The sequence below is a fragment of the Arthrobacter sp. MP_M4 genome (genome assembly GCF_035984855.1).
Classification (GTDB): domain Bacteria; phylum Actinomycetota; class Actinomycetes; order Actinomycetales; family Micrococcaceae; genus Arthrobacter.
In genome coordinates this window covers 34,371-57,596 of the sequence record NZ_JAXCHX010000012.1, presented here as the reverse complement: position 1 = coordinate 57,596, position 23,226 = coordinate 34,371, and the positions used below count along the sequence as shown (strand labels likewise).

Annotated in this window: 17 protein-coding genes and 1 tRNA gene; 5 read left to right on the top strand and 13 right to left on the bottom strand. The window is 65.1% G+C overall.

Annotation, left to right across the window (positions count from 1 at the left end; all coding sequences use genetic code 11):
* Nucleotides 1-2: 2 nt before the first annotated feature.
* Complete coding sequence (locus RCH15_RS10705; protein WP_326960646.1) at nt 3-2,081, bottom strand: hydantoinase/oxoprolinase family protein; 2,079 nt, start codon at nt 2,079-2,081, stop codon at nt 3-5.
* 353 nt (nt 2,082-2,434) lie between these two features.
* Between RCH15_RS10705 and RCH15_RS10700 the strand changes: the two genes are divergently transcribed.
* From RCH15_RS10700 to RCH15_RS10690, 3 genes are all read left to right on the top strand, one after another.
* A complete protein-coding gene (locus RCH15_RS10700) occupies nt 2,435-3,652 on the top strand; it encodes a CaiB/BaiF CoA transferase family protein (RefSeq protein WP_326960645.1) in 1,218 nt (405 codons plus the stop codon).
* Nucleotides 3,649-4,599, top strand: coding sequence for a hydroxymethylglutaryl-CoA lyase (locus RCH15_RS10695; RefSeq protein ID WP_326960644.1), 951 nt, complete (start codon nt 3,649-3,651; stop codon nt 4,597-4,599). Before RCH15_RS10700 ends, RCH15_RS10695 begins: the two co-directional genes overlap by 4 nt.
* A gap of 206 nt (nt 4,600-4,805) precedes the next feature.
* Nucleotides 4,806-5,489, top strand: a complete 684-nt coding sequence (locus RCH15_RS10690) for a GntR family transcriptional regulator (RefSeq protein WP_326960643.1) — start codon at nt 4,806-4,808, stop codon at nt 5,487-5,489.
* Nucleotides 5,490-6,065: 576 nt separating this feature from the next.
* Here the strand turns inward: RCH15_RS10690 and RCH15_RS10685 are convergent.
* Nucleotides 6,066-6,146, bottom strand: a tRNA-Leu gene (locus tag RCH15_RS10685).
* Between the two features lie 204 nt (nt 6,147-6,350).
* Between RCH15_RS10685 and RCH15_RS10680 the strand changes: the two genes are divergently transcribed.
* Nucleotides 6,351-6,956: an ANTAR domain-containing response regulator gene (locus tag RCH15_RS10680; RefSeq protein ID WP_326960642.1), complete on the top strand. Its 606-nt coding sequence runs from the start codon at nt 6,351-6,353 to the stop codon at nt 6,954-6,956.
* Between the two features lie 120 nt (nt 6,957-7,076).
* Here RCH15_RS10680 and pyk read toward each other — a convergent pair whose 3' ends face one another.
* The 11 genes from pyk to hisI form a co-directional block, all read right to left on the bottom strand.
* A complete protein-coding gene (gene pyk, locus RCH15_RS10675) occupies nt 7,077-8,576 on the bottom strand; it encodes a pyruvate kinase (RefSeq protein ID WP_326960641.1) in 1,500 nt (499 codons plus the stop codon).
* 80 nt (nt 8,577-8,656) lie between these two features.
* Nucleotides 8,657-10,114: a glutamate synthase subunit beta gene (locus tag RCH15_RS10670; protein WP_326960640.1), complete on the bottom strand. Its 1,458-nt coding sequence runs from the start codon at nt 10,112-10,114 to the stop codon at nt 8,657-8,659.
* Nucleotides 10,107-14,717: a glutamate synthase large subunit gene (gltB, locus tag RCH15_RS10665; RefSeq protein ID WP_326960639.1), complete on the bottom strand. Its 4,611-nt coding sequence runs from the start codon at nt 14,715-14,717 to the stop codon at nt 10,107-10,109. The genes RCH15_RS10670 and gltB overlap by 8 nt, the downstream gene beginning before the upstream one ends.
* Before the next feature lie 264 nt (nt 14,718-14,981).
* Nucleotides 14,982-16,124: a prolipoprotein diacylglyceryl transferase gene (lgt, locus tag RCH15_RS10660; RefSeq protein ID WP_326960638.1), complete on the bottom strand. Its 1,143-nt coding sequence runs from the start codon at nt 16,122-16,124 to the stop codon at nt 14,982-14,984.
* Nucleotides 16,125-16,129: 5 nt separating this feature from the next.
* Nucleotides 16,130-16,951, bottom strand: coding sequence for a tryptophan synthase subunit alpha (gene trpA / locus RCH15_RS10655; protein ID WP_326960637.1), 822 nt, complete (start codon nt 16,949-16,951; stop codon nt 16,130-16,132).
* Nucleotides 16,948-18,267 carry a tryptophan synthase subunit beta gene (gene trpB / locus RCH15_RS10650; protein ID WP_326960636.1) on the bottom strand — a complete coding sequence of 440 codons (1,320 nt, stop codon included), beginning with the start codon at nt 18,265-18,267 and terminating at the stop codon, nt 16,948-16,950. The genes trpA and trpB overlap by 4 nt, the downstream gene beginning before the upstream one ends.
* 91 nt (nt 18,268-18,358) lie before the next feature.
* Entirely contained in the window at nt 18,359-19,177 is an 819-nt protein-coding gene (gene trpC, locus RCH15_RS10645; protein ID WP_326960635.1) for an indole-3-glycerol phosphate synthase TrpC, read from the bottom strand.
* A 2-nt stretch (nt 19,178-19,179) separates the two neighbouring features.
* The gene (locus RCH15_RS10640) at nt 19,180-19,470 is read right to left on the bottom strand and encodes an HGxxPAAW family protein (protein ID WP_326960634.1); all 291 of its coding nucleotides are present in this window, start codon (nt 19,468-19,470) and stop codon (nt 19,180-19,182) included.
* Between the two features lie 113 nt (nt 19,471-19,583).
* Nucleotides 19,584-20,219, bottom strand: a complete 636-nt coding sequence (locus RCH15_RS10635; RefSeq protein WP_326960633.1) for a Trp biosynthesis-associated membrane protein — start codon at nt 20,217-20,219, stop codon at nt 19,584-19,586.
* Entirely contained in the window at nt 20,216-21,781 is a 1,566-nt protein-coding gene (locus RCH15_RS10630) for an anthranilate synthase component I (protein ID WP_326960632.1), read from the bottom strand. The genes RCH15_RS10635 and RCH15_RS10630 overlap by 4 nt, the downstream gene beginning before the upstream one ends.
* Nucleotides 21,782-21,918: 137 nt before the next feature.
* Entirely contained in the window at nt 21,919-22,368 is a 450-nt protein-coding gene (hisI, locus tag RCH15_RS10625) for a phosphoribosyl-AMP cyclohydrolase (protein ID WP_326960631.1), read from the bottom strand.
* 156 nt (nt 22,369-22,524) lie between these two features.
* Between hisI and RCH15_RS10620 the strand changes: the two genes are divergently transcribed.
* Entirely contained in the window at nt 22,525-23,169 is a 645-nt protein-coding gene (locus RCH15_RS10620) for a TIGR03085 family metal-binding protein (protein ID WP_326960630.1), read from the top strand.
* The last annotated feature ends 57 nt before the right edge of the window (nt 23,170-23,226 follow it).

Here is a 23,226-nt window from a genome sequence, read left to right as displayed (position 1 = left end):
GGTCAGTCCTTTGTGGTGGCGGGGTCGGCAGTGGGTCGGATGAGCAGGCTGCCGTGAGGGTGGACGGTCGCCGAGTGCCCGGGAAGAACCAGTGTTGTGGAGTCCATTTCGGTAATGACCGCGGGGCCGGTGACCACATTGCCGGCCTTGAGCCGGTTGCGGTCGTAAATGATGGCCTCGATGTTCTCCCCGTCAACGAAGATCGTGTGTTTGCTGCGTTCAGCCGCGGAGGGATCAATTCCGCCCTCTTCAAGGGTGATGGACACTACCTCGGGCCGGGGTCCACTGACGGTGGCACGGGCGGTGACGAGTTCGTGCTCGTTGTCGAGCAGGAAGGCGAACAGCCGCTCGTGCTCTTTGTCGAATTGGGCGCGTAGCTGGGTGAGCCCGTCGCCTTGGCCGAAAGTATCGAGATTTACCGTGATGGGAATTTCAAATCCCTGGCCGTGGTACCGCAGGTCCGCCGAGTACGTGACGGTGAGGTCTTTCTCGTCCAGGCCGGCCGCCAGGAGCGATTCGCGGGCGGTGGCCTCCAGATCCTCCATAACGCCGCGGACTTGCACGTCGTTGAGTTCACTGAAGCGCCGGACCAGTGTGCGGGCAGACTCATCGCGAAGGCTTGTTGTCGCGTCGCCGTATGCGCAAAGGACTCCTGGTGAGGGCGGAATGATCACCGGCCAGGCACCTGTCAACTTACCCAGGGCATTGGCGTGCAGGGGGCCGGCACCGCCGAACGCGACCAGCGCGAAATCCCTGGGATCGAATCCCTGCTGCGTTGAAACAAGTTTCAGGGCACCGTAGATGTTCTCGTTGACGATGTCGATAATGCCCTCGGCCGCGTTTTCCACCCCGTCCAGTCCGACGGCTTCGGCGATCATCTTCACCGCAGTGCCGGCAGCCTCGGCGTCGAGCCCGATCTCACCGCCCGCGAGCTGCGAGGGCAGGTAGCCCAGGACCACGTTCGCATCGGTGACAGTGGGATCCAGCCCCCCTCGACCGTAAGAGGCAGGTCCGGGAGATGCGCCCGCCGACTGGGGACCCACCCGCAGGGCCTGGGTAAGTTGAGGGACGTGTGCGATGGAGCCGCCGCCTGCACCTACAGTGCGGACATCGACAGAGGTTGCACGGACTGTCAGGTCACCGACAGTAGTTTCGCGGCCGATGCGCGGTGTCAGGTTCTGCACGAGCGCGACGTCGGTGGACGTGCCGCCCATGTCAAAGGTCAACAGGTCCGAGAAGCCCGCCTGTTCCGCGGCCCATACCGCGCCGGTGACACCGCCTGCAGGTCCCGAGAGCAAGAGGGACACCGGGTTGCCCGAAGCCACCCTGCCCGAAACCAGCCCACCGTCACTGCGCAGGATGGACAGTTGCGCATCGACGCCCGCCTCGCCAAGCTTGCTCTCCAAGTTGCCAACATATCGGGACACCTGGCCCTGCACATAGGCGTTAGCGACGGTTGTGATGGTGCGCTCGTACTCGCGGAGCTCGGGGAGAACAATGGAGGACCGCGAAACGGGGATGCCCGGGAGCTCTTCGGCTGCGATCTCAGCGATGCGCTGCTCGTGCTCGCCGTTGGCGTAGGAGTTGATCAGGCTGATGCTAAGCGCCTCAATACCTTTCTTCTTCAGCTTTCGCAGCTGAATCCGGACATCTTCCTCGTCCAGTGCCGTGATGACTTCACCGCTGGTGGTGACCCGCCCAATCACCTCGACCGTGTCTTCGAGGTCGGCGAGCGGCTCAGGTTTGGGCCAGATGATCCAGCCAGCCAAACCACCAGGAACGAATGACCGCGCGATCTGCAACACCTGGCGGAAACCCTTTGTTGTGACGAGTCCAACTCGGGCACCCTTATGTTCCAGAATGGCGTTGGTCGCAACAGTCGTGCCATGAAGAACTTCCCGTACCTCCGACATGGCAATGCCGGCAGCCATACACACCTGTTCAATGCCATGCAACACCGCGATGGACTGGTCCTCAGGCGTGGACGACGTCTTGTATCGGTGCGTCTTCCCTGTCTCCTCATCTATCAGCAGAATGTCCGTGAATGTACCGCCGACATCTACACCAAGCCGAAACGCCATCAGTTCTCCTCAAATAGGAACAGCTCAATACCGGGCGCTTCCGCGCCATGTGCGGGTAATGCAAGACGTCAACCGACGCATCCGGGGACAGCCGACGGCCGCCCCCGGGGACTACGAGCCGCTCGGACTCCCCCAGACCGCGCCTCGGTGTAATCCACCTCACATCTACTGAGCCTCAGGCTAAAGCCCCGTAAACACCCATGTCAACCAACTTGCATACAATTCCGCCGGGAACTTTTGGTGATCCTTGACGAATGGGGGGCTCGTCTGCCAAGTTGTATACAGATTCGATGTCCGCTGTCAGTGAATGGGCAACTTCGCACGGCATCACAGGGTAATTCCAGGAGGCCAGCATGACGACAAATATTCAAACCGCGACCGGTTCAGGACCACTTGCAGGTCTCCGCGTGGTCGAGATGGGCCAATTGCTGGCCGGCCCCTTCTGTGGTCAGATGCTGGGCGACATGGGAGCGGACGTCGTCAAGATTGAGGATCCTGCCAAGGGTGATCCGCTTCGCCAGTGGGGCCGTCAACTGCCAAAGGGGCAGTCGCTGTGGTGGTCCGTGGTGGGGCGCAACAAGCGCTCTGTCACCTTGAACCTGCGCGAGCCCGAGGCCCAGAACCTCGCGCGGAAGCTACTGTCTTCAGCCGATGTGCTGATCGAGAACTTCCGGCCCGGAACGATGGAACGATGGGGTTTGGGCTACGACGAACTGCGGCAACTTAATCCCGGGCTCATCATGGTGCGGGTTTCCGGGTTCGGTCAGGACGGCCCTTACTCCCAGCGGGCCGGGTACGGGGCCATCGGTGAGGCAATGGGTGGACTCCGGTATGTCGTGGGAGACCCGTCAACGCCGCCGTCTCGGGTCGGTATCTCAATCGGTGACACGCTCGCAGCCCTCTTCGCGACCATCGGGGCGCTGGCTGCCCTACGGGAACGCGAGACCAGCGGCCGCGGTCAGATCGTGGATTCCTCCATCTACGAGGCAGTCCTCGGCGTGATGGAATCGTTGGTGCCGGAGTGGCAGATCTCCGGCTATCAGCGCGAACGCACCGGGGCCATTCTCCCCAACGTCGCGCCAAGCAACATCTACCCCACCAGCGACGGCAAATGGGTGCTCATCGCGGCCAACCAGGATACGGTCTTCGGGCGGCTGGCGACAGCGATCGGCCGGCCCGAACTTGCTTCCGATCCTCGCTATGCCTCGCACGGGGCACGCGGGGAGCATCAGGTGGAACTCGACGGGATCGTCGCTGAGTTCACGTCAACACAGTCCGCCGAGGATCTCGAAGCCTCACTGGAGAAACATGGCGTTCCCGCGGGCAAAATATTCCGTCCCGTGGACATGCTCGCCGACCCGCAGTACCAGGCCCGCGAGTCGATCATCTCCGTGGACCACCCGGTGCTCGGCCCCGTCTCCATGCAGAACGTCTTCCCGAAGTTGAGCCGGACCGCGGGCACGGTCCGCTGGCCGGGCCCGGAATTGGGCCAACACACGGAGGAAGTTCTGGCCGGGATCGGTATCACCGCCACCGAACTGTCGAGGCTTCGCGAGAAGGGTCTGGCATGAGTATCCCAAACCTGCCCTCCTCCATACGACTTGTAGAGGTCGGCTTGCGCGATGGGCTGCAGTCCGTCACTGAGACTATCCGCACCGAGGACAAAGTCGAACTTATCCACATGCTGATCGACGCAGGGGTCAGGGAGATCGAAGCCGTGTCTTTCGCCCACCCTAAGGTGCTTCCACAACTCGCCGACGCAGAAGACGTTATGGCACAAGTGCCGCGCCTTCCCGGCATTATCTACCGAGGACTCGCCCCGAACCTCCGGGGTGCCCAACGCGCGGCAGACTGCGGGCTGGACGAACTTGTTGTCGTCGTCTCCGCGGACAACGAGGTCAGTTTGCGAAATCAGGGCCTTTCGACAGACGAAATGCTGATTGACCTCGCGAAGATCGGGGAACTGACAAAGTCAGCGGGCACACGCCTCGTGGTCGCCGTAGCGTGCGCGTTTTTTGCACCGGCACGCGGTCAAGTCGATCGAGAGGACCGACTACGCGTCGTAGAGGCCGCGGCCAACGCGGGAGCAGGCGGGGTCTACCTTGCGGCGACGTCCGGAGAAGAAACGCCTGCGGAAATGTTTGACGGAGTTACCGAGGTGCGGCAGATGTATCCGCAACTGGGCCTGGGGGTGCACCTGCACAACCGCAACGGTTTCGCACCGGCTAACGCACTGGTATCCATGATGGCCGGAGCAACTTGGCTGGAAGGCTCCTTCGGAGGACTCGGCGGGGACATGTGGTTCCCCGGCGACCCGGCAGTCCTCGGCAACGCTGCGTTGGAGGACCTAATCCACCTGTGCCAAGGCCTCGGGATCGAGACCGGCATCGACCTGGTGAAATACATGCGGGTTTGCGACCGGATGACAGAGCTCACCGGCCGCCCGTCCGCATCATTCGTCTCCCGCGGAGGGTCCCGCGCCGACCTTGCAGCGGCCAGATGGCCCGAGGATGTCTGAGCTCCCAGTGCACAACGTTGTTCCCGGCCCAACTGTCCTGACGCTTCAACTGGCCTGAGCCGCGTTGACTCCGCGTTGACACGATATCGACGACGACGGCCGCGGCAACCACAAACGCGGCTGGGTTGAATGACCGTGCGAAACCAGATTGCATAGGATCAATAGATGCTCACTCGACAAGCCCAGTCCCTCATCGCGGCGGGAAGATGACGACCGCCCAAGGGGCCGGCCCCGACCTCGGACCCGCGGCCGACATTGCATACCAGTCCATCCGGCTACAAATTCTCTCCGGCGAACGACCGGGCGGCGAATGGCTCCGGGAGGACGAACTGGCCGCCGTTCTCGGTGTCTCCCGGACGCCCGTCCGGGAGGCGCTCCGGAGACTCGCAACCGAGGGCCTGGTAACGCACGAGCCCAACCGTGGCGTCCAAGTCCACAACTGGACCATCGAAGACCTGCAGGAGGTCTTCGGCCTCCGCTCCTTACTGGAGCCGTGGGCCTGCGCACAGGCTGCCGCTCGTGGACAGGCCGACCTTTCTGCGCTCCAGGACCTGGCCGACAGGATGGATGCCGCAGTCGACACACCAAATCCTGACTTCGAGGCCCTAACCGACCTCAACAACCGCTTCCACAGCGCCATCTTGGCGGCGTCAGGCAGCCGGAGGGTCCAGTCCTTAGTCAGTTCCATGGTGGACGTCCCTTTGGTGTGGCGGACCTTCGCCCGCTACAGCCCCCAGGAACTTCGCCGCAGCCTGGCACACCACCACGAAATGATCGATGCCCTCCGAGCAAACGACCCTGCATGGGCCGAATCAATAATGCGTGCCCATGTCCAGTCCGCATGGACGTCCACTCGACGTCATGCGGAAAAGGCCGCAGGTATTGCTTGAGCGGGCCGGTGGCGTGACGTCCCGACGCGGCTACTCTCCGTGTCCTGTTGTGGTCGGAGCCGACAGCCGTGACTGCGTGAAGCTGGCTTCCAGTAGTGGCGACGGTCATGCACTGACTTGGGAACGCAGCCATGAACAGTCGTGAGATCAGAAGTGGGCAACAGCCTTGGCGACGCCGCTCCCCCGCCACCGGTCAGGTCATGCCGTCCCGGGCGCCCCACGCAATGAACTACTAACGGGTAAACGTGAAACCTAGGGGGAAGAAGCCACCGGCCACAGCAACCTCCACCAACCCAAGGTCAGTGTAAAGAACAACCAGCAAATCATGTTGTAAGAGGCCCTGGCCACCATGAAGTAGTGAATACGAAAACCCAACGAAAGGACGAACGAGGATGAACACCGAAGAGATACACCACGGGACGGTACCCGGCCCGCCGTAGGCAACCGCTCCCTCACACAACCGAATAGGCCGTTTCCGGGACCCCACACACCCCGGAACATCAGATCAGAGCCAAGAGTGTGGACACTGTCCACACGAAAAAAGCACCAAAAAGCCACTGACCTGCGGAAACACTGTGCCCGAGGTGGGACTCGAACCCACACACCTTTCGATACCGCATTTTGAGTGCGGCGCGTCTGCCATTCCGCCACTCGGGCGCGGAGACACCGGAGTTATTATCCCGCCGCCACAGTGCTGTGAGCAACGCGATCGCTTCCAGTGCGCGGAATTACTCTACATGCAGATAGGCTGAATTCCAGAATCGCGCCAGTGACGCCGCATCGAACGTATCCGGTCCCAGTACAGCAGCGGTGACAACCTAAGATGGTCTAGTTCCCGCCGTACCTTTCCAAGGAGTTCCCGTGTCAGAACAGACGGAGTCAAACCGCACGTCCAAGCCGGCGCGCCGCGTGGTTGTCGCCGAGGATGAAACCCTCATCCGGCTCGACATCATCGAGATCCTGCGGGGCGAAGGCTATGACGTCGTCGGTGAAGCGGACAACGGTGAGAAGGCCGTGCAGCTCGCGGAGGAACTCAAGCCGGACCTGGTTCTGATGGACGTCAAGATGCCGGTCATGGACGGCATCTCCGCCGCCGAGAAGATCGTCAAAGCCCGGATTGCCCCCGTAGTCCTGCTCACCGCGTTCAGCCAGAAAGAACTGGTCGAGCGCGCCCGCGACGCCGGTGCCATGGCTTACGTCGTCAAACCGTTCACCCCCGCAGACCTCATCCCCGCGCTGGAAATTGCGCTCTCCCGCCACGAGGAGATCAAGGCCCTCGAAGCCGAGGTGACCGACCTGCAGGAGCAGTTCGCCACCCGGAAGCTCGTGGAGCGCGCTAAGAGCCTCCTGACCACCAAGATGGGCCTCACGGAGCCGGAAGCGTTCCGCTGGATCCAGAAAACCTCGATGGACCGCCGCCTGAGCATGCGCGAGGTCGCCGAGACCATCATCAACCAGGTCAACTAGTCCGGCGCTGAGACGGCAACAGCAACGCCAACAGCAGCGAAGACAAAAAGGAGGGTCCCCACCGGTGCAACCGGCGGGGACCCTCCTTTTTGTCGGCCTGAGGAACTTAACCCTGAAGCTTTAGGCCTTGTTGTTCCGCTTCTTCTTTTCCGGCCAGGGGCCCACCTTGTCCTTGGTGAACTCGGTACCGCCGTGGCTGCCGGCGTCGGCGAGGTCGCCCACCTTGTGGACCTTCAGCATATTCGTGGAACCGGCCTTTCCCGGAGGGGAACCGGCGGCGATGACCACCATGTCCCCATCCTCGACGAGGTCCATGTTCAGCAGGCTGCGGTCAACCTGGGCGGTCATCTCATCGGTGTGGCCCACCATCGGGACCAGGACCGGTTGAATGCCCCAGGTCAGTGCCAACTGGTTCCACACGTGCTCCACCGGGGTGAAGGCGAAAACCGGGCGGGTGGGACGCAACCGCGACAACCGACGTGCGGAATCCCCGGACTGGGTGAAGGTACAGATGTACTTTGCGTCCAGCTGATCAGCGATTTCGACGGCGGCACGGGTGATGGCGCCACCGCGGGTCTTGGGCTTGGTGCCCAGCGGCGGGACGCGCTCCAGGCCGTGGACCTCGGTGGATTCGATGATCCGGGCCATGGTCTTAACGGTCTCGATCGGGAATTTGCCGACGCTGGTCTCGCCCGAGAGCATGACAGCGTCCGCGCCGTCGAGCACGGCGTTGGCGCAGTCGGACGCCTCCGCGCGGGTGGGGCGCGGGTTGTCGATCATGGATTCGAGCACCTGGGTTGCCACGATGACGGGCTTGGCCCAGCGGCGGGCCAGTTCGACGGCGCGCTTCTGCACGATCGGCACTTCCTCCAGGGGAAGTTCCACGCCGAGGTCGCCACGGGCCACCATGATGGCGTCGAAGGCGTCAATGATCTCGGGGAGCTGCTCAACAGCCTGCGGCTTCTCGATCTTGGCAATGACCGGTACGCGGCGGCCTTCTTCGTCCATGATTTCGTGAACGCGCTTGATGTCCGAGGCGTCCCGAACGAAAGAAAGGGCCACCATGTCCACGCCGCGGCGCATCGCCCAGCGCAGATCGTCCTCGTCCTTTTCGCTCAGGGCCGGGACGTTCACGGCAACACCGGGCAGGTTGATGCCCTTGTTGTTCGATACGTACCCTCCGACGATCACCTGGGCAACCACCTTGACGTCGTCGACGTCGATCGCGCGGAGGGCGACCTTGCCGTCGTCGATCAGCAGCGCGTCGCCGGGGTTAACGTCCTCGGTGAGGCTCTTAAGCGTGGTGGAGCAGATGTCCTTGGTGCCGGGGACGTCCTCGGTGGTGATGGTGAACGTGTCCCCCACCGCCAACAGGTGCGGTCCGTCGACGAACCGGCCGAGGCGGATCTTCGGCCCCTGAAGGTCGGCCATGATGGCCACGGGTTTGCCGAGTTGGCCGGCCGCCTTGCGGACGTTCTCATAGGTGGAGTCGTGTACGGCGTAATCGCCGTGGCTCATGTTCATGCGGGCCATGTCGACGCCGGCTTCCAGCACTGCGAGCGTGTTCTCGAAGCTCGCGATTGCCGGTCCGAACGTGGCCACTATTTTAGCGCGTCTCATATACCTACCCTAGTAGTCGATGGTGTGGATGAAGTTGTAGCCGTGTGAACGGCGGAAGTACGGACGGAACCGATTGCCGCTTACAGAACGGCCATGGCCCGGTCGGTCGGGGCCACGGGCGCCGGCAGGATGGTGCTGCCCATCAGGAACTTGTCCACGGCGGCGGCGCAGGCACGCCCCTCCGCGATGGCCCACACGATGAGCGACTGGCCGCGGCCGGCGTCTCCGGCCACGAAGATGCCTTCCGTGTTGGTCATGTAGTAACCGTCTCGTGCCACGTTGCCGCGGCCGTTGAACTCGGCACTGACCTGCTCGGTGATACCTGCCGGCTCCGGGCCGGTGAAGCCCAGGGACAGGAAGACCAGGTCCGCCGGAATAACCCGTTCGGTGCCGGCCTTCGGGAGGCGTTTGCCGTCCACGAATTCGGTTTCGGCCACCTTCACGCCGGTCAGCACGCCGTTTTCCCCGACAAACTCCACGGTGGAGGCGAGGTACGTACGTTCGCCGCCTTCCTCGTGGGCGCTGGCAACCTCGAACAACGTGGGGAACGTCGGCCACGGCTGGTGGCCGGCGCGCTCCGCCGGGGGCTGCTTGCCGATCGCCAGGGTGGTGACGGACGCGGCCTGGTGCCGGTGTGCGGTACCAAGGCAGTCCGCGCCGGTGTCGCCGCCGCCGAGAATCACCACGTGCTTGCCCGCGGCGTCGATCTGGTTCTCGACGCTCTCCCCCGCCGCCACACGGTTTGCCGGAACGAGGTAGTCCATCGCGAAGTGCACGCCCTGAAAATCGCGCCCCGGGATCGGCAGGTCCCGCGGGACCGTGGCGCCGGTGGCCACCACGACAGCGTCGTAACGGCGGCGGAGCTGCTCCCAGGTCACGTCGGTGCCGACGGCGACGCCGGTGCGGAAGCGGGTTCCTTCGGACTTCATCTGCTCCAGGCGGCGGTCAACGTGCTCTTTTTCCATCTTGAAGTCAGGGATCCCGTACCGCAGCAGGCCACCGATTTTGTCGTCGCGTTCGTAGACGGCGACGGTGTGGCCCACCCGGGTCAGCTGCTGTGCGACGGCCAGTCCGGCGGGACCGGAGCCCACGACGGCGACCGTCTTGCCGCTGAGGCGGGCCGGCGGCAGCGGGGTGACCCAGCCGTTCTCGAACGCCTGGTCCACGATCGAGACTTCGACCTGCTTGATGGTCACTGCCGGCTGGTTGATTCCCAGCACGCAGGAGGCCTCGCACGGCGCCGGGCAAAGCCGGCCGGTGAACTCGGGGAAGTTGTTGGTGGCGTGCAGCCGCTCCATCGCTTCCTCGCCCTTGTCCCGCCAGATGAGGTCGTTCCATTCCGGAATGAGGTTGCCCAGCGGGCAGCCCTGGTGGCAGAACGGCACACCGCAATCCATGCACCGGCCGGCCTGCGCTTTCAGGACCCCCTTTTCCTGCGCCTCGTAGACCTCCTTCCAGTCCATGATGCGCACCGGAACGGGACGGCGGGGCTGGGTTTCGCGCTGACGTACTTTCAGAAATCCGCGTGGATCAGCCACCGGTCACCTCCAGGATTCGAGACCAAACTTCTTCGCCATCGGGGTCCAGGCCCTCTTCGATGGCGTCCAGACGGGTTTGCAGGACAGCCGCATAATCGCGCGGCAGCACCTTGGTGATGCGCGCTGCGGTGTCGTCAAAATTCTCAAGCAGCCGTGCCGCGAGCAGCGATTCAGTCTCCTCGGAGTGCTTGAGCAGCAGGCCGTGAACAATGTCGCGGTCCTCGGCATCAAGATCGTGCAGTTGCAGCTCACCGGCTTCCAGAGCTTGTTTATTGATGCGTTCGCTCTTCAGGTCCAGGACGTAGGCGGTACCGCCGGACATGCCGGCACCGAAGTTGCGGCCGGTGCGCCCGATGATGAGGGCCTGGCCACCGGTCATATACTCGCACCCGTGGTCGCCGATCCCTTCGACCACCGCGGTGGCCCCTGAGTTACGGACCATGAAACGTTCGCCGACCTGCCCGCGCAGGTACATTTCACCGCTCGTTGCGCCGTAACCGATCACGTTGCCGGCGATGACGTTCCGTTCCGCCGGGAACACGTTGGTGCGGTCCGGCCGGACGATGATGCGGCCGCCGGAGAGGCCCTTGCCGACGTAGTCGTTGGAATCCCCGAACATCCGCAGGGTAATCCCGGCCGGCAGGAACGCGCCGAGGGACTGCCCGGCGGTGCCGGTCAGCGTGATGTCAATGGTGTCCGCGGCGAGCACGTCGGTGCTGAAGGTCTTGGTGACCACGTGGCCGAGCATGGTGCCGACAGAGCGGTCCGTGTTGATGACGTCGACGGCGATCTTGACCGGAACCCGGTCGCTGAGAGCTTCTGCGGCCATCGCGATCAGGCGCTGGTCGAAGTGCTTGTCCAGCTCATGGTTCTGTCCGGTGAGGTTGCGCAGCGGCGCGTCGTCGTCGAACTCGAGCCCGTGCAGGATCGGGTCCAGGTCCAGCCCTTCGGCCTTCCAGTGGTTGATCGCCTCGCGGGTGTCGAGCATCTCGGCGTGGCCGATCGCTTCCTCGATGGTGCGGAAGCCGAGCTCGGCCAGGATCTCACGGACTTCCTCGGCTAGGAATTCGAAGAAGTTCACCACGAATTCCGGCTTGCCGTTGAAGCGGGAGCGCAACTCGGGGTTCTGCGTCGCGACGCCCACGGGGCAGGTGTCCAGGTGGCAGACGCGCATCATGATGCAGCCGGAAACCACCAGCGGGGCGGTGGCGAAACCAAACTCTTCACCGCCGAGCAGCGCCGCGATCACGACGTCGCGGCCGGTCTTGAGCTGGCCGTCCACCTGTACCACCACACGGTCACGCAGGCCGTTGAGCATCAGGGTCTGCTGCGTCTCGGCGAGGCCCAACTCCCACGGGACCCCGGCGTGCTTGAGCGAGTTCAGCGGCGAGGCGCCGGTGCCGCCGTCGTGCCCGGAAACCAGGACGACGTCCGCCTTGGCCTTGGTGACGCCGGCGGCTACGGTGCCGATGCCCACCTCGGACACCAGCTTGACGTGCACCCGGGCCGACGGGTTGGCCCGCTTGGCGTCGTAGATCAGTTGCGCGAGGTCCTCAATCGAGTAGATGTCGTGGTGGGGTGGCGGCGAAATGAGTCCGACGCCGGGCGTCGAGTGCCGGGTCCGGGCCACCCAGGGGTAGACCTTTTGCGCCATCAACTGGCCGCCTTCGCCGGGCTTGGCGCCCTGCGCCATCTTAATCTGGATGTCATCGGCGTTGGTCAGGTACAGGCTGGTCACCCCGAAACGGCCGGAGGCGATCTGCTTGACTGCCGAGCGGCGCGTCGGGTCCAGCAGCCGGTCCACGTCCTCCCCGCCCTCTCCGGTGTTGGACTTGCCGCCCAGCCGGTTCATGGCGATCGCGAGGGTTTCGTGGGCTTCCTGCGAGATGGAACCGTAGCTCATGGCGCCGGTGGAGAACCGCTTGACGATGCTGGAGACGGGTTCCACGTCCTCGAGCGGAATTGCCGGGAGCAGGCCGTCCTTGAATTTCAGCAGACCACGCAGGGTCATCAGGTTCTGGGACTGGTCGTCCACGCCGCGGGTGTAGGCCTTGAAGATGTCGTACCGGCGCTCACGGGTGGCGTGCTGCAACCGGAACACGGTTTCCGGATTGAACAGGTGCGGTTCGCCGTCGCGGCGCCACTGGTACTCGCCGCCGCCCATCAGGGCCTGGTGGGGTTGCTCGATGCCGTTCTCGGGATACGCCATCCGGTGGCGTGCCGCGACCTCCGCGGCGATGACGTCCAGGCCTACTCCGCCCAGCTGGGAGTGCGTCCCGGAGAAGTACTCGTCCACCAGGTCCTGGCCGAGGCCGAGGGCCTCGAACGTTTGGGCTCCGGTGTAGGAGGCCACGGTGGAGATGCCCATCTTGGACATGATTTTCAGGACGCCCTTGCCCAGGCCCTTGATGAGGTTGTAGACGCCGTCCTGGGTGGTGACTCCGGTGACGTCGCCGGTGGAGATCAATTGTTCCACCGATTCCATCGCCAGGTACGGGTTCACGGCGGACGCGCCGTAACCGATCAGCACCGCCACGTGGTGCGTCTCCCGGACGTCACCGGCCTCGACCACGAGGGCGGTCTTGGTGCGGTTGGCGCTGCGCAGCAGGTGATGGTGCACGGCGCTGACCAGCAACAAGGATGGGATCGGGGCCCACTGGGCGTTGGAGTCGCGGTCCGACAGGACGACGTACTGGACGCCGCGGTTGATGGCACCGGAGACCTGCTCGCAGATCTCGGTCAGCCGGGCGCGCAGCGCATTCTCGCCGCCTTCGGGGCGGTACAGCCCGCGCACCTTCATAGCGACCCTGTCGCCATCGGCGGTCTCGATGTTGGCGATCTTGGCGAGCTGGTCGTTGTTGATCACCGGGAACGGCAGGGCAACCTGTGGCTTGCGGACCTGCTTGGTGTCCAGGAGATTGCCGTTGGGCCCGATGGCACAGGTCAGCGATGTGACGAGTTCCTCGCGGATGGCGTCCAGCGGCGGGTTGGTGACCTGCGCGAAGGACTGCACGAAGTAATCGAACAACAGCCGCGGCCTCTTGGACAGCACGGCCACGGGAGTGTCCGACCCCATGGCGCCGAGCGGCTCAGCGCCGGTCCGGGCCATGGGGCCCAGCAGGATCTTCAGTTCCTCGGTGGTGTAGCCAAAGGTGCGCTGGCGGATGTTGACCGAGGCCGCGGTATGCAGCACGTGCTCGCGTTCGGGCAGGTTCTTGAGGTCGATCAGGTTTTCCTTGACCCAGTCGGCCCACGGGTTTGCCGCCGCGACCTCCGCTTTGACCTCGGCGTCGCTGATGATCCTGCCGGCGTCGGTGTCCACCAGGAACATCTTGCCGGGTGAGACCCTGCCCTTCTTGACCACCTTGGAGGGCTCGACGTCGATCACGCCGACCTCGGAGGCGAAGATGACGAGGCCGTCCTCGGTGATCCAGTAGCGGCCAGGGCGCAGGCCATTGCGGTCGAGGGTGGCGCCGACGAGGTTGCCGTCGGTGAAGGAAACGGCCGCTGGGCCGTCCCACGGCTCCATCAGCATCGAGTGGTACTCGTAGAACGCCCGCCGTGCCGGGTCCATCGTGGCGTGGTTCTCCCAGGCCTCGGGAATCATCATCATGATCGAGTGGGTGATGGGCCGGCCGGACAGCCAGAGCAGCTCGGCTACCTCGTCGAAGGAGGCCGAGTCGGAGGCGCCCGGGGTGCAGATCGGGTAGAGCTCCTCGGGTGAATCCCCGAGCAGCGGATTGGCCAGCTGCGACTGGCGGGCACGCATCCAGTTGCGGTTTCCCTTGACCGTGTTGATCTCGCCGTTGTGCGCGATGGTCCGGAAGGGCTGGGCCAGCGGCCAGGACGGGAAGGTGTTGGTGGAGAAGCGCGAGTGGACGATCGCGAGTTTGGTTTTGAAGCGCTTGTCGGAGAGGTCCGGGTAAAACGGTTCGAGCTGGGCGGTGGTGAGCATGCCCTTGTAGACAATGGTCCGGGAGGACAGCGACGGGAAGTAGACCCCGTACTTGTTTTGCGCCCGTTTCCGGATCCGCCAGGCGCGTGAGTCGAGTTCGTTGCGCTCCAGGACTTCCCCGGTGCTGGACGCGAAGAACGGCTGGGAGAAGTAGGGCATGCAGGCCCGCGCCATGGCCCCGACCAGGTCGGCGACGATCGGCACTTCACGCCAGCCGAGGACGGTCATGCCTTCGTCCGCGGCAAGGCTTTCGATCCCGGCCTTGGCGGCGTCGGACTCGCGCTGTTCGGCCGGGAGGAAGGCCGTGCCCACCACGTACTGGCCGGGAGCAGGGAGCTCGAAGTCGGTGATGGCCCGGAAGAACTCGTCCGGTACCTGCATGAGCAGGCCGGCGCCGTCGCCGGTGCCTTCGTCGGCGCCCACGGCGCCGCGGTGTTCCAGGTTGCGCAGGGCGGTCAGGGCGGCGTCGACGATGTCGTAGCCGGGCTCACCCCGCAAGGTGGCGATGATGGCCAGGCCGCAGGCGTCCTTTTCCTGCTCCGGGTTGTAGAGCCCGGCCGCTTCGGGCAGCGCCGCGAATCGCTTGAACGGTGACGTGGCGGCCGGCTGGGGCTCGGACCAACTGGGGCTGTGCAGGGTTTGGGTCATGGGAGACGTCCTTCCTCCTGATCGTGCGTATGGGAGGGACAACGTTGGCCCGCATCGGTGCGCCGGTGTGACGGGCACAACAAAGTGTTTTCTTACTCGAATTGTAGGTCAGCGCCGCTTCCTGCCCTAACAGTTACGCGGCTACCGGCCCGGGTTTGCACAGGGCAGCCAATGTCTGCTGCCTACTGCCGGTCCCTGCTGCCACGACGCTGTGGAATCTGGCTCTGGAAGGGGTGGCTCCGCGGCCCGTTTTGCCGGGGCTGGCTAGTGGTTGCCCTCAGCGTCCGGCGCGGTCCCGGTGGCCTGACGGCCGGGTGTTCCGGCCATCGGTGCTCCCGTGACGGGAAGGGTCCCGCCCGTGGATTCCTTTGACGTTTCAGCTGGGGCGGAAACGTGGCCTGGACCGCTTTGGTTATCAGGGAGATTACCACGCGATTCACTATCTGAGACAGCAGAATCCGAATGGCGGACATCGTCATCGGCCGGGGCCAGTTCCGTCTCCGCGGGTTCGCGGCCCGGGAGGAAGACGGTGTCAGGTTCCACGCGCTTGCGCAGGCCCAGGATGATGAACGCGGCCAGCGCGCCCAGCAGGACGAAGATGCTGGTCCACACGTTCAGCCGGGTGGTGATGCCGAAGAGGTTGATCTGCTCTGCGTCATCGATCCGCATCGCTTCGATCCATACCCGGCCCAGCGTGTAGTAGACCGCGTACAGGCAGAAAAGCCGGGCCCGCCGGAAACGGAATTTGCGGTCCAGAAGCAGCAGGATCCCGACGCCGGCGAGGTTCCAGAGGGATTCGTAGAGAAAGGTCGGGTGGAACGGCGTGTCCGCGGCCATGCCAGCCGGGAAATTCGGGTTGTCGGCGTCGACCTGCAGACCCCAGGGAAGCGTGGTGGGGCCGCCGAAAAGTTCCTGGTTAAAATAGTTGCCCCAGCGGCCAAGCGCCTGGGCCAGCAGCAGGCCGGGCGCCGCAGCGTCGAGGAAGGCGCTAAGCTTCACCCCGGCCCGCCGGCAACCGATCCACGCGCCCACGGCGCCCAACAGCACGGCGCCCCAGATTCCCAGACCGCCGCGTTGGAGCTGCGGGATCAGGGACAGGTCGCCGGTGCCGTCGAAGCCGGGGCCGAAGTAGGCGTCCGGGGAAGACACCACGTGATAGAGCCGGCCGCCGATGATGCCGAACGGGATGGCCCAGATAGCAATGTCCCAGACGCTGCCCTCCGGGGCTCCCCGCCTGGCCCAGCGGACGGAGGTGAGCCAGAGTCCAACGATGATGCCGAGCAGGATGCAGAGAGCGTAGGCATGGATACGCAGTGACCCCCATGGCAGCGGAATGTCGAATCCGGACCAATCCGGGCTCGGAATGCTCGCGGGGATCATTGATGCCGCGTGGAGGACTGACTGCATGTGCTTTAAGCTTCTTCCCTGGTAAGTCCGGTACTGAGGTCTTTCGTCAGGGACGCCACCGCGTCCACGCCGCCGTCGCCGAGGGCCACGACCAGCGCAGTGCCGACGATCACGCCGTCGGCGTAAGCGGCGATCTCACGGACCTGGGCCGCATTGGACACGCCCAGCCCCACGCAGACGCGTTCGGCGCCGGCGGCGTGCGCCGCGGACACCACGTCCTTGGCGGCGGAGCTCACTGTGGTGCGGGCGCCAGTGACGCCCATGATCGAGACGGCGTAGACAAAACCGCGGCTCGCCTCAACGGTGCGCTTCATCCGCGCAGGCGAGGATGACGGCGCCACCAGGAACACCCGGTCCAGACTGTACTTGTCCGAGGCTGCCATCCATTCGGAGGCCTCATCGGGGATCAGATCCGGGGTGATGAGTCCGGCTCCCCCGGCGTCGGCCAGCTGGCGGGAGAATTCATCCACGCCCATGCGGACGACAGGGTTCCAGTACGTCATCACGAGCACGGCGGCGTCGGTCTGGCTGGTGATGCCACGGACGACATCGAAAACCTGCTTGACGTGGAAGCCCGAGGCGAGAGCTTCCGTCGTGGCGGCCTGGATGACGGGGCCGTCCATCACCGGGTCGGAGTACGGTATGCCGATTTCGATCAGGTCGGCACCGTTTTCCGCGAGGGCAATGCCGGCCGCGATGGTGTCCTCGACACTGGGGTAGCCTGCGGGCAGGTAACCGATGAGGGCAGCCCGGCCCTGGGCTTTGGCGCGATCGATGGCCGCGGCTGCCTTGCTGGCACCGGGCGTGCTTGGAACGACGTGGTTCACAGCTGCTCCCCCTCTTTGGCGATCTCGTGCTCGGGTGAATCCTTGTCCAGCAGGTCGAACCATTCAGCGGCGGTGGCCACGTCCTTATCGCCGCGGCCGGAGAGGTTCACCAGGACGATTTTTCCGGAAGCGTCGCCGGTCTCGGCGGCAAGCCGCTGACCGACCTTGATGGCTCCGGCCAGGGCGTGAGCGGATTCGATGGCCGGGATAATTCCCTCGGTGCGGCAGAGCAGGCGGAAGGCGTCCATAGCCTCACTGTCCGTGATCGGTTCGTAGCTCACGCGTCCAATGTCCGCGAGGTAAGAGTGCTCCGGCCCGACACCGGGGTAGTCCAGGCCCGCCGAAATGGAGTGCGATTCGATGGTTTGGCCGTCGTCGTCCTGCATCAGATAGGAACGGGCGCCGTGCAGCACACCTGGCTTGCCGAGCGTGATGGTGGCCGCATGGCGGCCGGTTTCGACGCCGTCGCCGCCGGCTTCGAATCCGTAGATCTTGACCGACGGATCATCCAGGAAACCGTGGAAGAGGCCAATTGCGTTGGAGCCCCCGCCGATGCAAGCACACACGGCGTCGGGCAGGCGGCCGGTCTGCTCCAGGATCTGGGCGCGGGCCTCCTCGCCGATGACCTCATGGAAGTACCGGACCATGGCCGGGAACGGGTGCGCCCCGGCAACGGTGCCCAGCAGGTAGTGCGTGTTGTCCACGTTGGCCACCCAGTCCCGCAGCGCCTCGTTGATGGCGTCCTTGAGGGTCTGGGAACCGTTGGTCACCGGAATGACGGTGGCCCCGAGCAGCTCCATCCGGGCCACGTTGAGGGCCTGCCGGCGGCAGTCTTCGGCGCCCATGTAGACGACGCATTCGAGGCCCATGAGGGCGGCGGCGGTGGCGCTGGCGACGCCGTGCTGCCCTGCGCCGGTCTCGGCGATGACTCGGGTCTTGCCCATGCGCTTGGCCAGGAGTGCCTGCCCGAGCACGTTGTTGATCTTGTGCGAGCCGGTGTGGTTCAGGTCCTCGCGCTTGAGGAAGATCCGGACGCCGCCGGCATGTTCGGCGAAACGCTTGGCCTCCGTCAGCAGCGAGGGACGGCCGGAGTAGTTCTTGTTCAGCTCCGCGATCTGTGCGGTGAACCCGGGATCGGCTTTGGCTTTCTCGAAGGTCTCTTCCAGCTCATCCAGGGCCGCGATGAGTGACTCCGGCATCCATCGGCCGCCAAAGGGGCCGAAGTAGGGTCCGGGGGCATGCCGCAGGGATTGTGCGCCCTGCAGGAACGCGTCCACGGTGCTTTCGTCTGAGCCGGCTGCTGGCGCATCGACCATCAGTCTCACCATCCTGTTCCACTGTTAGTACATCTGGGTGCTGCACGGAGGTATTGCCGGCCGGCCAGGTGTTGCCCGGCCGGAGGCACACTCACAAGCGTGCGGCGATTTCTTCTGCTCCTGCGGCCATAAATTCGGCGATCCGCTCCCGCGGGGTCGCGTCACTGACCAGCGCCTCGCCGACGAGGACGGCGTTGGCGCCGTTCGCGGCGAAGTGCCGTACATCGTCGACGCCGCGAACGCCCGATTCCGCGATGACGAGAGCGCCGGCGGGAATGCCGCCGGCGAGGTCGGCGAACACGGACCGGTCGACCTCGAGGGTCTTGAGGTTGCGCACGTTGACGCCGATGATCCGGGCGTCCGCCGCAACAGCACGTTCGACTTCTTCTGCCGTGTGCGTCTCGACCAGCACGTTCATGCCAAGCTCGCGGCTGAGGGCGGTGAATTCGCGCAACTGCGCGTCGGCCAGCGAGGCGACGATCAGCAGGATCAGGTCGGCTCCGTGCGCCCGGGCTTCCCAGATCTGGTACTCATCGATCATGAAGTCCTTGCGCAGCAGCGGAAGGTCCACGGCTGCCCGGACGGCGTCGAAATCGGCGAGCGAACCATTGAATCGGCGCTGTTCGGTCAGTACGCTGATCGCGGCAGCGCCGCCGTCGGCGTACTGCACGGCGAGGGAGGCGGGGTCAGCGATGCCCGCAAGGTGACCCTTGGAGGGGCTCCGGCGCTTGATTTCGGCTATCACTTTCAACTGCCCGCGCGTCGCCGGAGCGCCGCCAAGTGCGGTCCAGGCGTCACGTGCGGGCGGCGCCGCCGCCGCGTGCTCCTTCAACTCTGCGAGCGTCACGAGGCGCCGGCGGGCCTCCATATCCTCCCTGACACCGGCATTGATGTCATCGAGAACGCTCACCCCTAGTGGCCGGAGTTCTTCAGCTTGCTGCCGCCCACACCGTAGCCGGCCCTGCGCATGACGAAACCGAGAATCAGTCCGATTACCATCACGACTCCGCCGGCAATGAAGATCGGGGTGTTGGCGATGACGAAGGCGATGGACATGATGAGGGCGCCGCCGAGCATGACGAAGACGGTGGTCCAGGCTGCCGGGCTGTTGCCGTGGCCGGTCGGTTCGCTGTGGTCCACGTCATCGTACGAGTAACCGGTGCCGGCAGCGGGCTTGGGTGCGGAAACAGGGGCATTGCTCATTGGAATCTCCTCTGGGTGAATACTGCTTACATTCTGCCATTTATTGGCAGTGTTGTTCGCCGGGTTGCTGGCACCGTCCCCGACGTGGTGACGATCGCGCCCGTGGCATCGGCTCAGGTGGGATCGTCTCCGCGGGACAACCGGTCCCAGCTGTCGATCTCGTCCTGCGGTCCGGCCGGCTCGCCGGACCCCCCGGCGGCACTGCCCGCCGCTGCGGTGTCATATTTGGTGCGCGACTTCCAGTGCCGGCCTGCCGGGATGACCAGCAGGGCGCTCAGGCCCAGCAGCGAGCCAGCGGCGACAGCGAGGGCCGGGAATGCTGTCACGTCCACCTGCACGTCGCTGCCGGTGATTCCCGTGGCAGCCGCAATGGAACCCTGGGCTGCTGCCACCGGATCGGCGATGACGACGGCGGCCGCGCCGACGATGCCGGCGGCGGCCAGCAGGATGAGCGCGGTGATGATCCAGCGCGCGATCCTGCCGGCAATCGAGGCCGCCAGTCCGCCGGCCAGCGCCACCAGGGCCAGCGCCGTCACCGTGGTGGCGGCCTTGCTGCCCTGGACGGGCAAGCCGTCCTGACTGCTGACCGCCTGGCCGAGCTGCGCCGGATCAAGGTGGACGGTGAGCCAGGTCTGCGTCGTGGTGCCAAAGACGGCAAGCGCCAGGGCGGCGATGGCGAGGACCAGGGTGGATTTGCGCGCCCAGCGCGGAACAACCGGGCTGGCGCTCTTGACCGTGGTGCCGCTCATGCCGGGGTCCCGGCGTCGGAAATCGACGTTGCCGTGCTGTTGCGCAGCGACTGCGCCGTATGGACCGCCCGCATCGGCGCGGCTGCCTTGTTGACCGTCTCCAAAGCCTCGGTGGCGTTGACGGAGTCGGCCACAATGCCACCGCCGGCTTGGACGTAGGCACGGCCGTCCCGCAGCAGGGCCGAGCGGATGGCAATGGCCATGTCCATGTCGCCGGCGAAGTCGAGGTAGCCCACCACTCCCCCGTAGATCCCGCGGCGGTGCGGCTCAAGTTCATCCAGTAGCCGCAGGGCCCGGGGCTTCGGGGCACCGGACAGCGTTCCGGCCGGAAAGGTCGCCTTCAGCACGTCATAGGCCGTGGCGCTGGGGGACAGTTTTCCCACCACGGTGGACACCAGGTGCATGATGTGGCTGAACCGCTCGACTTCCATGAACTGGGTGACGTCGACAGACCCAGCCACGCAGACCTTGGACAGATCGTTGCGGGAAAGATCCACCAGCATCAGGTGTTCGGCGCGTTCCTTTTCGTCGGCGAGGAGTTCCTCGGCCAGGGCTTTATCCGCTTCAACGCTCTTGCCCCGCGGCCGGGATCCGGCGATGGGGTGCGTGATGACGTCCTGGCCGGTCACGGTCACCAGCGCCTCCGGGGACGATCCGACGATCGAGTACTGCCGGCCGGCGGGATCCTCGAGTCTGAAGATGTACATGTAGGGGCTGGGATTGGTGTTCCGGAGCACCCGGTAGACATCCAGCGGATCGGCGCCGCAGTCCATTTCGAAGCGTCGGGAAATGACCACCTGGAAGACTTCGCCGTCGACGATTGCTTCCTTGCCGCGGTCCAGGGCGGCGAGGTAGTCGGTCTCTTTCCAGCGTTCCTGCACGCTGGACGCGAAGTCCAGGGCGGCGGAATCCAGGACCGAGACGGGATGCTTGACCGGCGTGCTGACCTGCTCCAGCAGGGCCTTGACCCGGGCGACGGCGTCGTGCCAGGCCTCGTCGACGCGTTCGGAGCTGTTGTCGAAGTTGATCGCATTGGCGATCAGCAGCACGGTGCCGTCCATGTTGTCGTGGACGGCCATGTCGGTGACGAGGTTCAGTGCCATTTCGGGGAGCTCGAGATCGTCCTCGGGCGGGCTGGTCAGTTTCTCCCAGTGACGCACCGTCTCCCACCCGAGGAAGCCCACCAGACCGGAGGTGAAGGGCGGCAAGTCCTCAAATCGGTCGGTGCGGAGGGCCTCAATGGTGTCGCGGATGGCGTCCACGGGGCTGCCGCCGTGCGGTACGCCGACGGGCGGTTGGCCCAGCCAGTGCGCCTGGCCGTCCTTGGTGGTAAGGGTGGCCCGCGAACGGGCGCCGATGAACGAGTACCGCGACCAGGAACCGCCAACCGCGGCGGATTCCATCAGGAACGTGCCCGGCTGGCCCTGGGCGAGTTTGCGGTACAGCCCAATCGGGGTTTCGGCATCAGCCAGCACCTTCAACCGGACGGGGATGACGCGGCTGTGGGCTGCGAGTTTTCGGAACTCTTCCAGGCCAGGGCTAATGATTCCTAGGTCCTGCATGGCTATGGTTCCCGCCTTATCTTTCAGTGGTGCTGAAGGTTGATTTGCTGGGGTTTCCCTGGCGGCCTTAGCCCGGCGGGGCCGCCGGGCAACGGCAGGCCGCTGGGAACCGCCGTCAACGGACCGTCTGGTCCCGGTCAGCCGGCGGAGCCGGTAACGACGTCGAGCCCTCTTCCGTCAAAGCACGTCCGGGTCCCGGTGTGGCAGGCCGCGCCGACCTGGTCTACGCGGACCAGCAGGGCGTCGCCGTCGCAGTCCATGGCGAGGGATTTGACCCACTGCACGTGGCCGGAGGTGTCGCCCTTACGCCAGTACTCCTGGCGGGAGCGGGAATAGAAAGTGACCCGCCCGCTGGTCATGGTCCGCTGCAGTGCCTCGTCGTCCATCCAGCCCAGCATGAGAACTTCGCCGGTGTCGAACTGTTGCACGATCGCAGCGACCAGGCCTGCACTGTCCCGTTTGAGGGCCGCGGCCAGTCCCTCTGGGAGGGGGCTTCCGGGCGCGGCGGTGCTGACGGGGTTTCCAGTGACGGCGGTTCCGTCGGCGGGAAGTCCGTGGTTCGGGGCGGGTGCAGGCTGCTCAGACATCAGCTCAAGTCTAGTGCCTCGACGCCGGGCGCCGCCCAGAACGCCGGCGGCCCGCCGCACGTCAGTGGCAAGGTGTCGGAGGCCGGTCCCGGGAGGGCCGGAACGACGGCGGTTCAGGTGCACACGCGCGGCCGTCTCGTGCTAGTTTCACAAGTGATGCATTTCGTCGATCCCTCCCGAGAATTTTTGGCCGAAACCCTGCTTGCGGCCGGCCCTGACTCCCCCACGCTCTGCAAAGGCTGGCGTACCAGGGACCTGGCCGCGCACCTGTACCTGCGCGAACGAAAAGCCGCCGTCGGACTCGGCCTGCTGATCAAACGCCTCGCCAAAGCGTCCGACCACGCCACGGCGGAACTGGCGGCCACGCTGGAGACGCCGGAGCAGTACAACAAGCTGGTGAATTCCTTCCGCGCCGGCCCGTCCGCCTTCTCTCCCCTGAAGATCAAAGCCGTGGACGAAAGCGCCAACCTGATTGAATACTTTGTGCACACCGAGGACGTACGGCGGGCCGCGGACCGCTGGGCGCCCCGTGCCCTGGACGAAGAGTATTCGGACGCCCTGTGGGACGAACTCGTCAAGCGCGCGGCCATCCTGTACCGCGGCGTGGACCTCGGGATCGTACTGGTCCGCCCGTCCGGCCCCCGGCACGTGGCCAAGCGCGCTCCGGTGTCCGTGGCCATTGTCGGCGAACCCTGCGAACTGCTCATGCACGCCCACGGCCGCACCCGCCACGCGCTGGTGACCTTCGAGGGCCAGCCGGACGCCGTCGCGCTCCTGCAGTCCGCCGAAGTCGGGCTCTAAGCCCCACTCCCCACAACACCACAACGCGGGATCACGTACCGCCGATGATCCCCTTCG

Bases quoted from the DNA above. Each gene is read 5' to 3' on its own strand.
- gltB (WP_326960639.1), bottom strand. From the start codon at position 14,717: ATGACCCAAACCCTGCACAGCCCCAGTTGGTCCGAGCCCCAGCCGGCC.
- RCH15_RS10700 (WP_326960645.1), top strand. From the start codon at position 2,435: ATGACGACAAATATTCAAACCGCGACCGGTTCAGGACCACTTGCAGGT.
- RCH15_RS10690 (WP_326960643.1), top strand. From the start codon at position 4,806: ATGACGACCGCCCAAGGGGCCGGCCCCGACCTCGGACCCGCGGCCGAC.
- RCH15_RS10640 (WP_326960634.1), bottom strand. From the start codon at position 19,470: ATGAGCAATGCCCCTGTTTCCGCACCCAAGCCCGCTGCCGGCACCGGT.
- lgt (WP_326960638.1), bottom strand. From the start codon at position 16,124: ATGCAGTCAGTCCTCCACGCGGCATCAATGATCCCCGCGAGCATTCCG.
- RCH15_RS10635 (WP_326960633.1), bottom strand. From the start codon at position 20,219: ATGAGCGGCACCACGGTCAAGAGCGCCAGCCCGGTTGTTCCGCGCTGG.
- RCH15_RS10620 (WP_326960630.1), top strand. From the start codon at position 22,525: ATGCATTTCGTCGATCCCTCCCGAGAATTTTTGGCCGAAACCCTGCTT.
- pyk (WP_326960641.1), bottom strand. From the start codon at position 8,576: ATGAGACGCGCTAAAATAGTGGCCACGTTCGGACCGGCAATCGCGAGC.
- trpB (WP_326960636.1), bottom strand. From the start codon at position 18,267: ATGGTCGATGCGCCAGCAGCCGGCTCAGACGAAAGCACCGTGGACGCG.
- RCH15_RS10695 (WP_326960644.1), top strand. From the start codon at position 3,649: ATGAGTATCCCAAACCTGCCCTCCTCCATACGACTTGTAGAGGTCGGC.
- RCH15_RS10630 (WP_326960632.1), bottom strand. From the start codon at position 21,781: ATGCAGGACCTAGGAATCATTAGCCCTGGCCTGGAAGAGTTCCGAAAA.
- RCH15_RS10705 (WP_326960646.1), bottom strand. From the start codon at position 2,081: ATGGCGTTTCGGCTTGGTGTAGATGTCGGCGGTACATTCACGGACATT.
- hisI (WP_326960631.1), bottom strand. From the start codon at position 22,368: ATGTCTGAGCAGCCTGCACCCGCCCCGAACCACGGACTTCCCGCCGAC.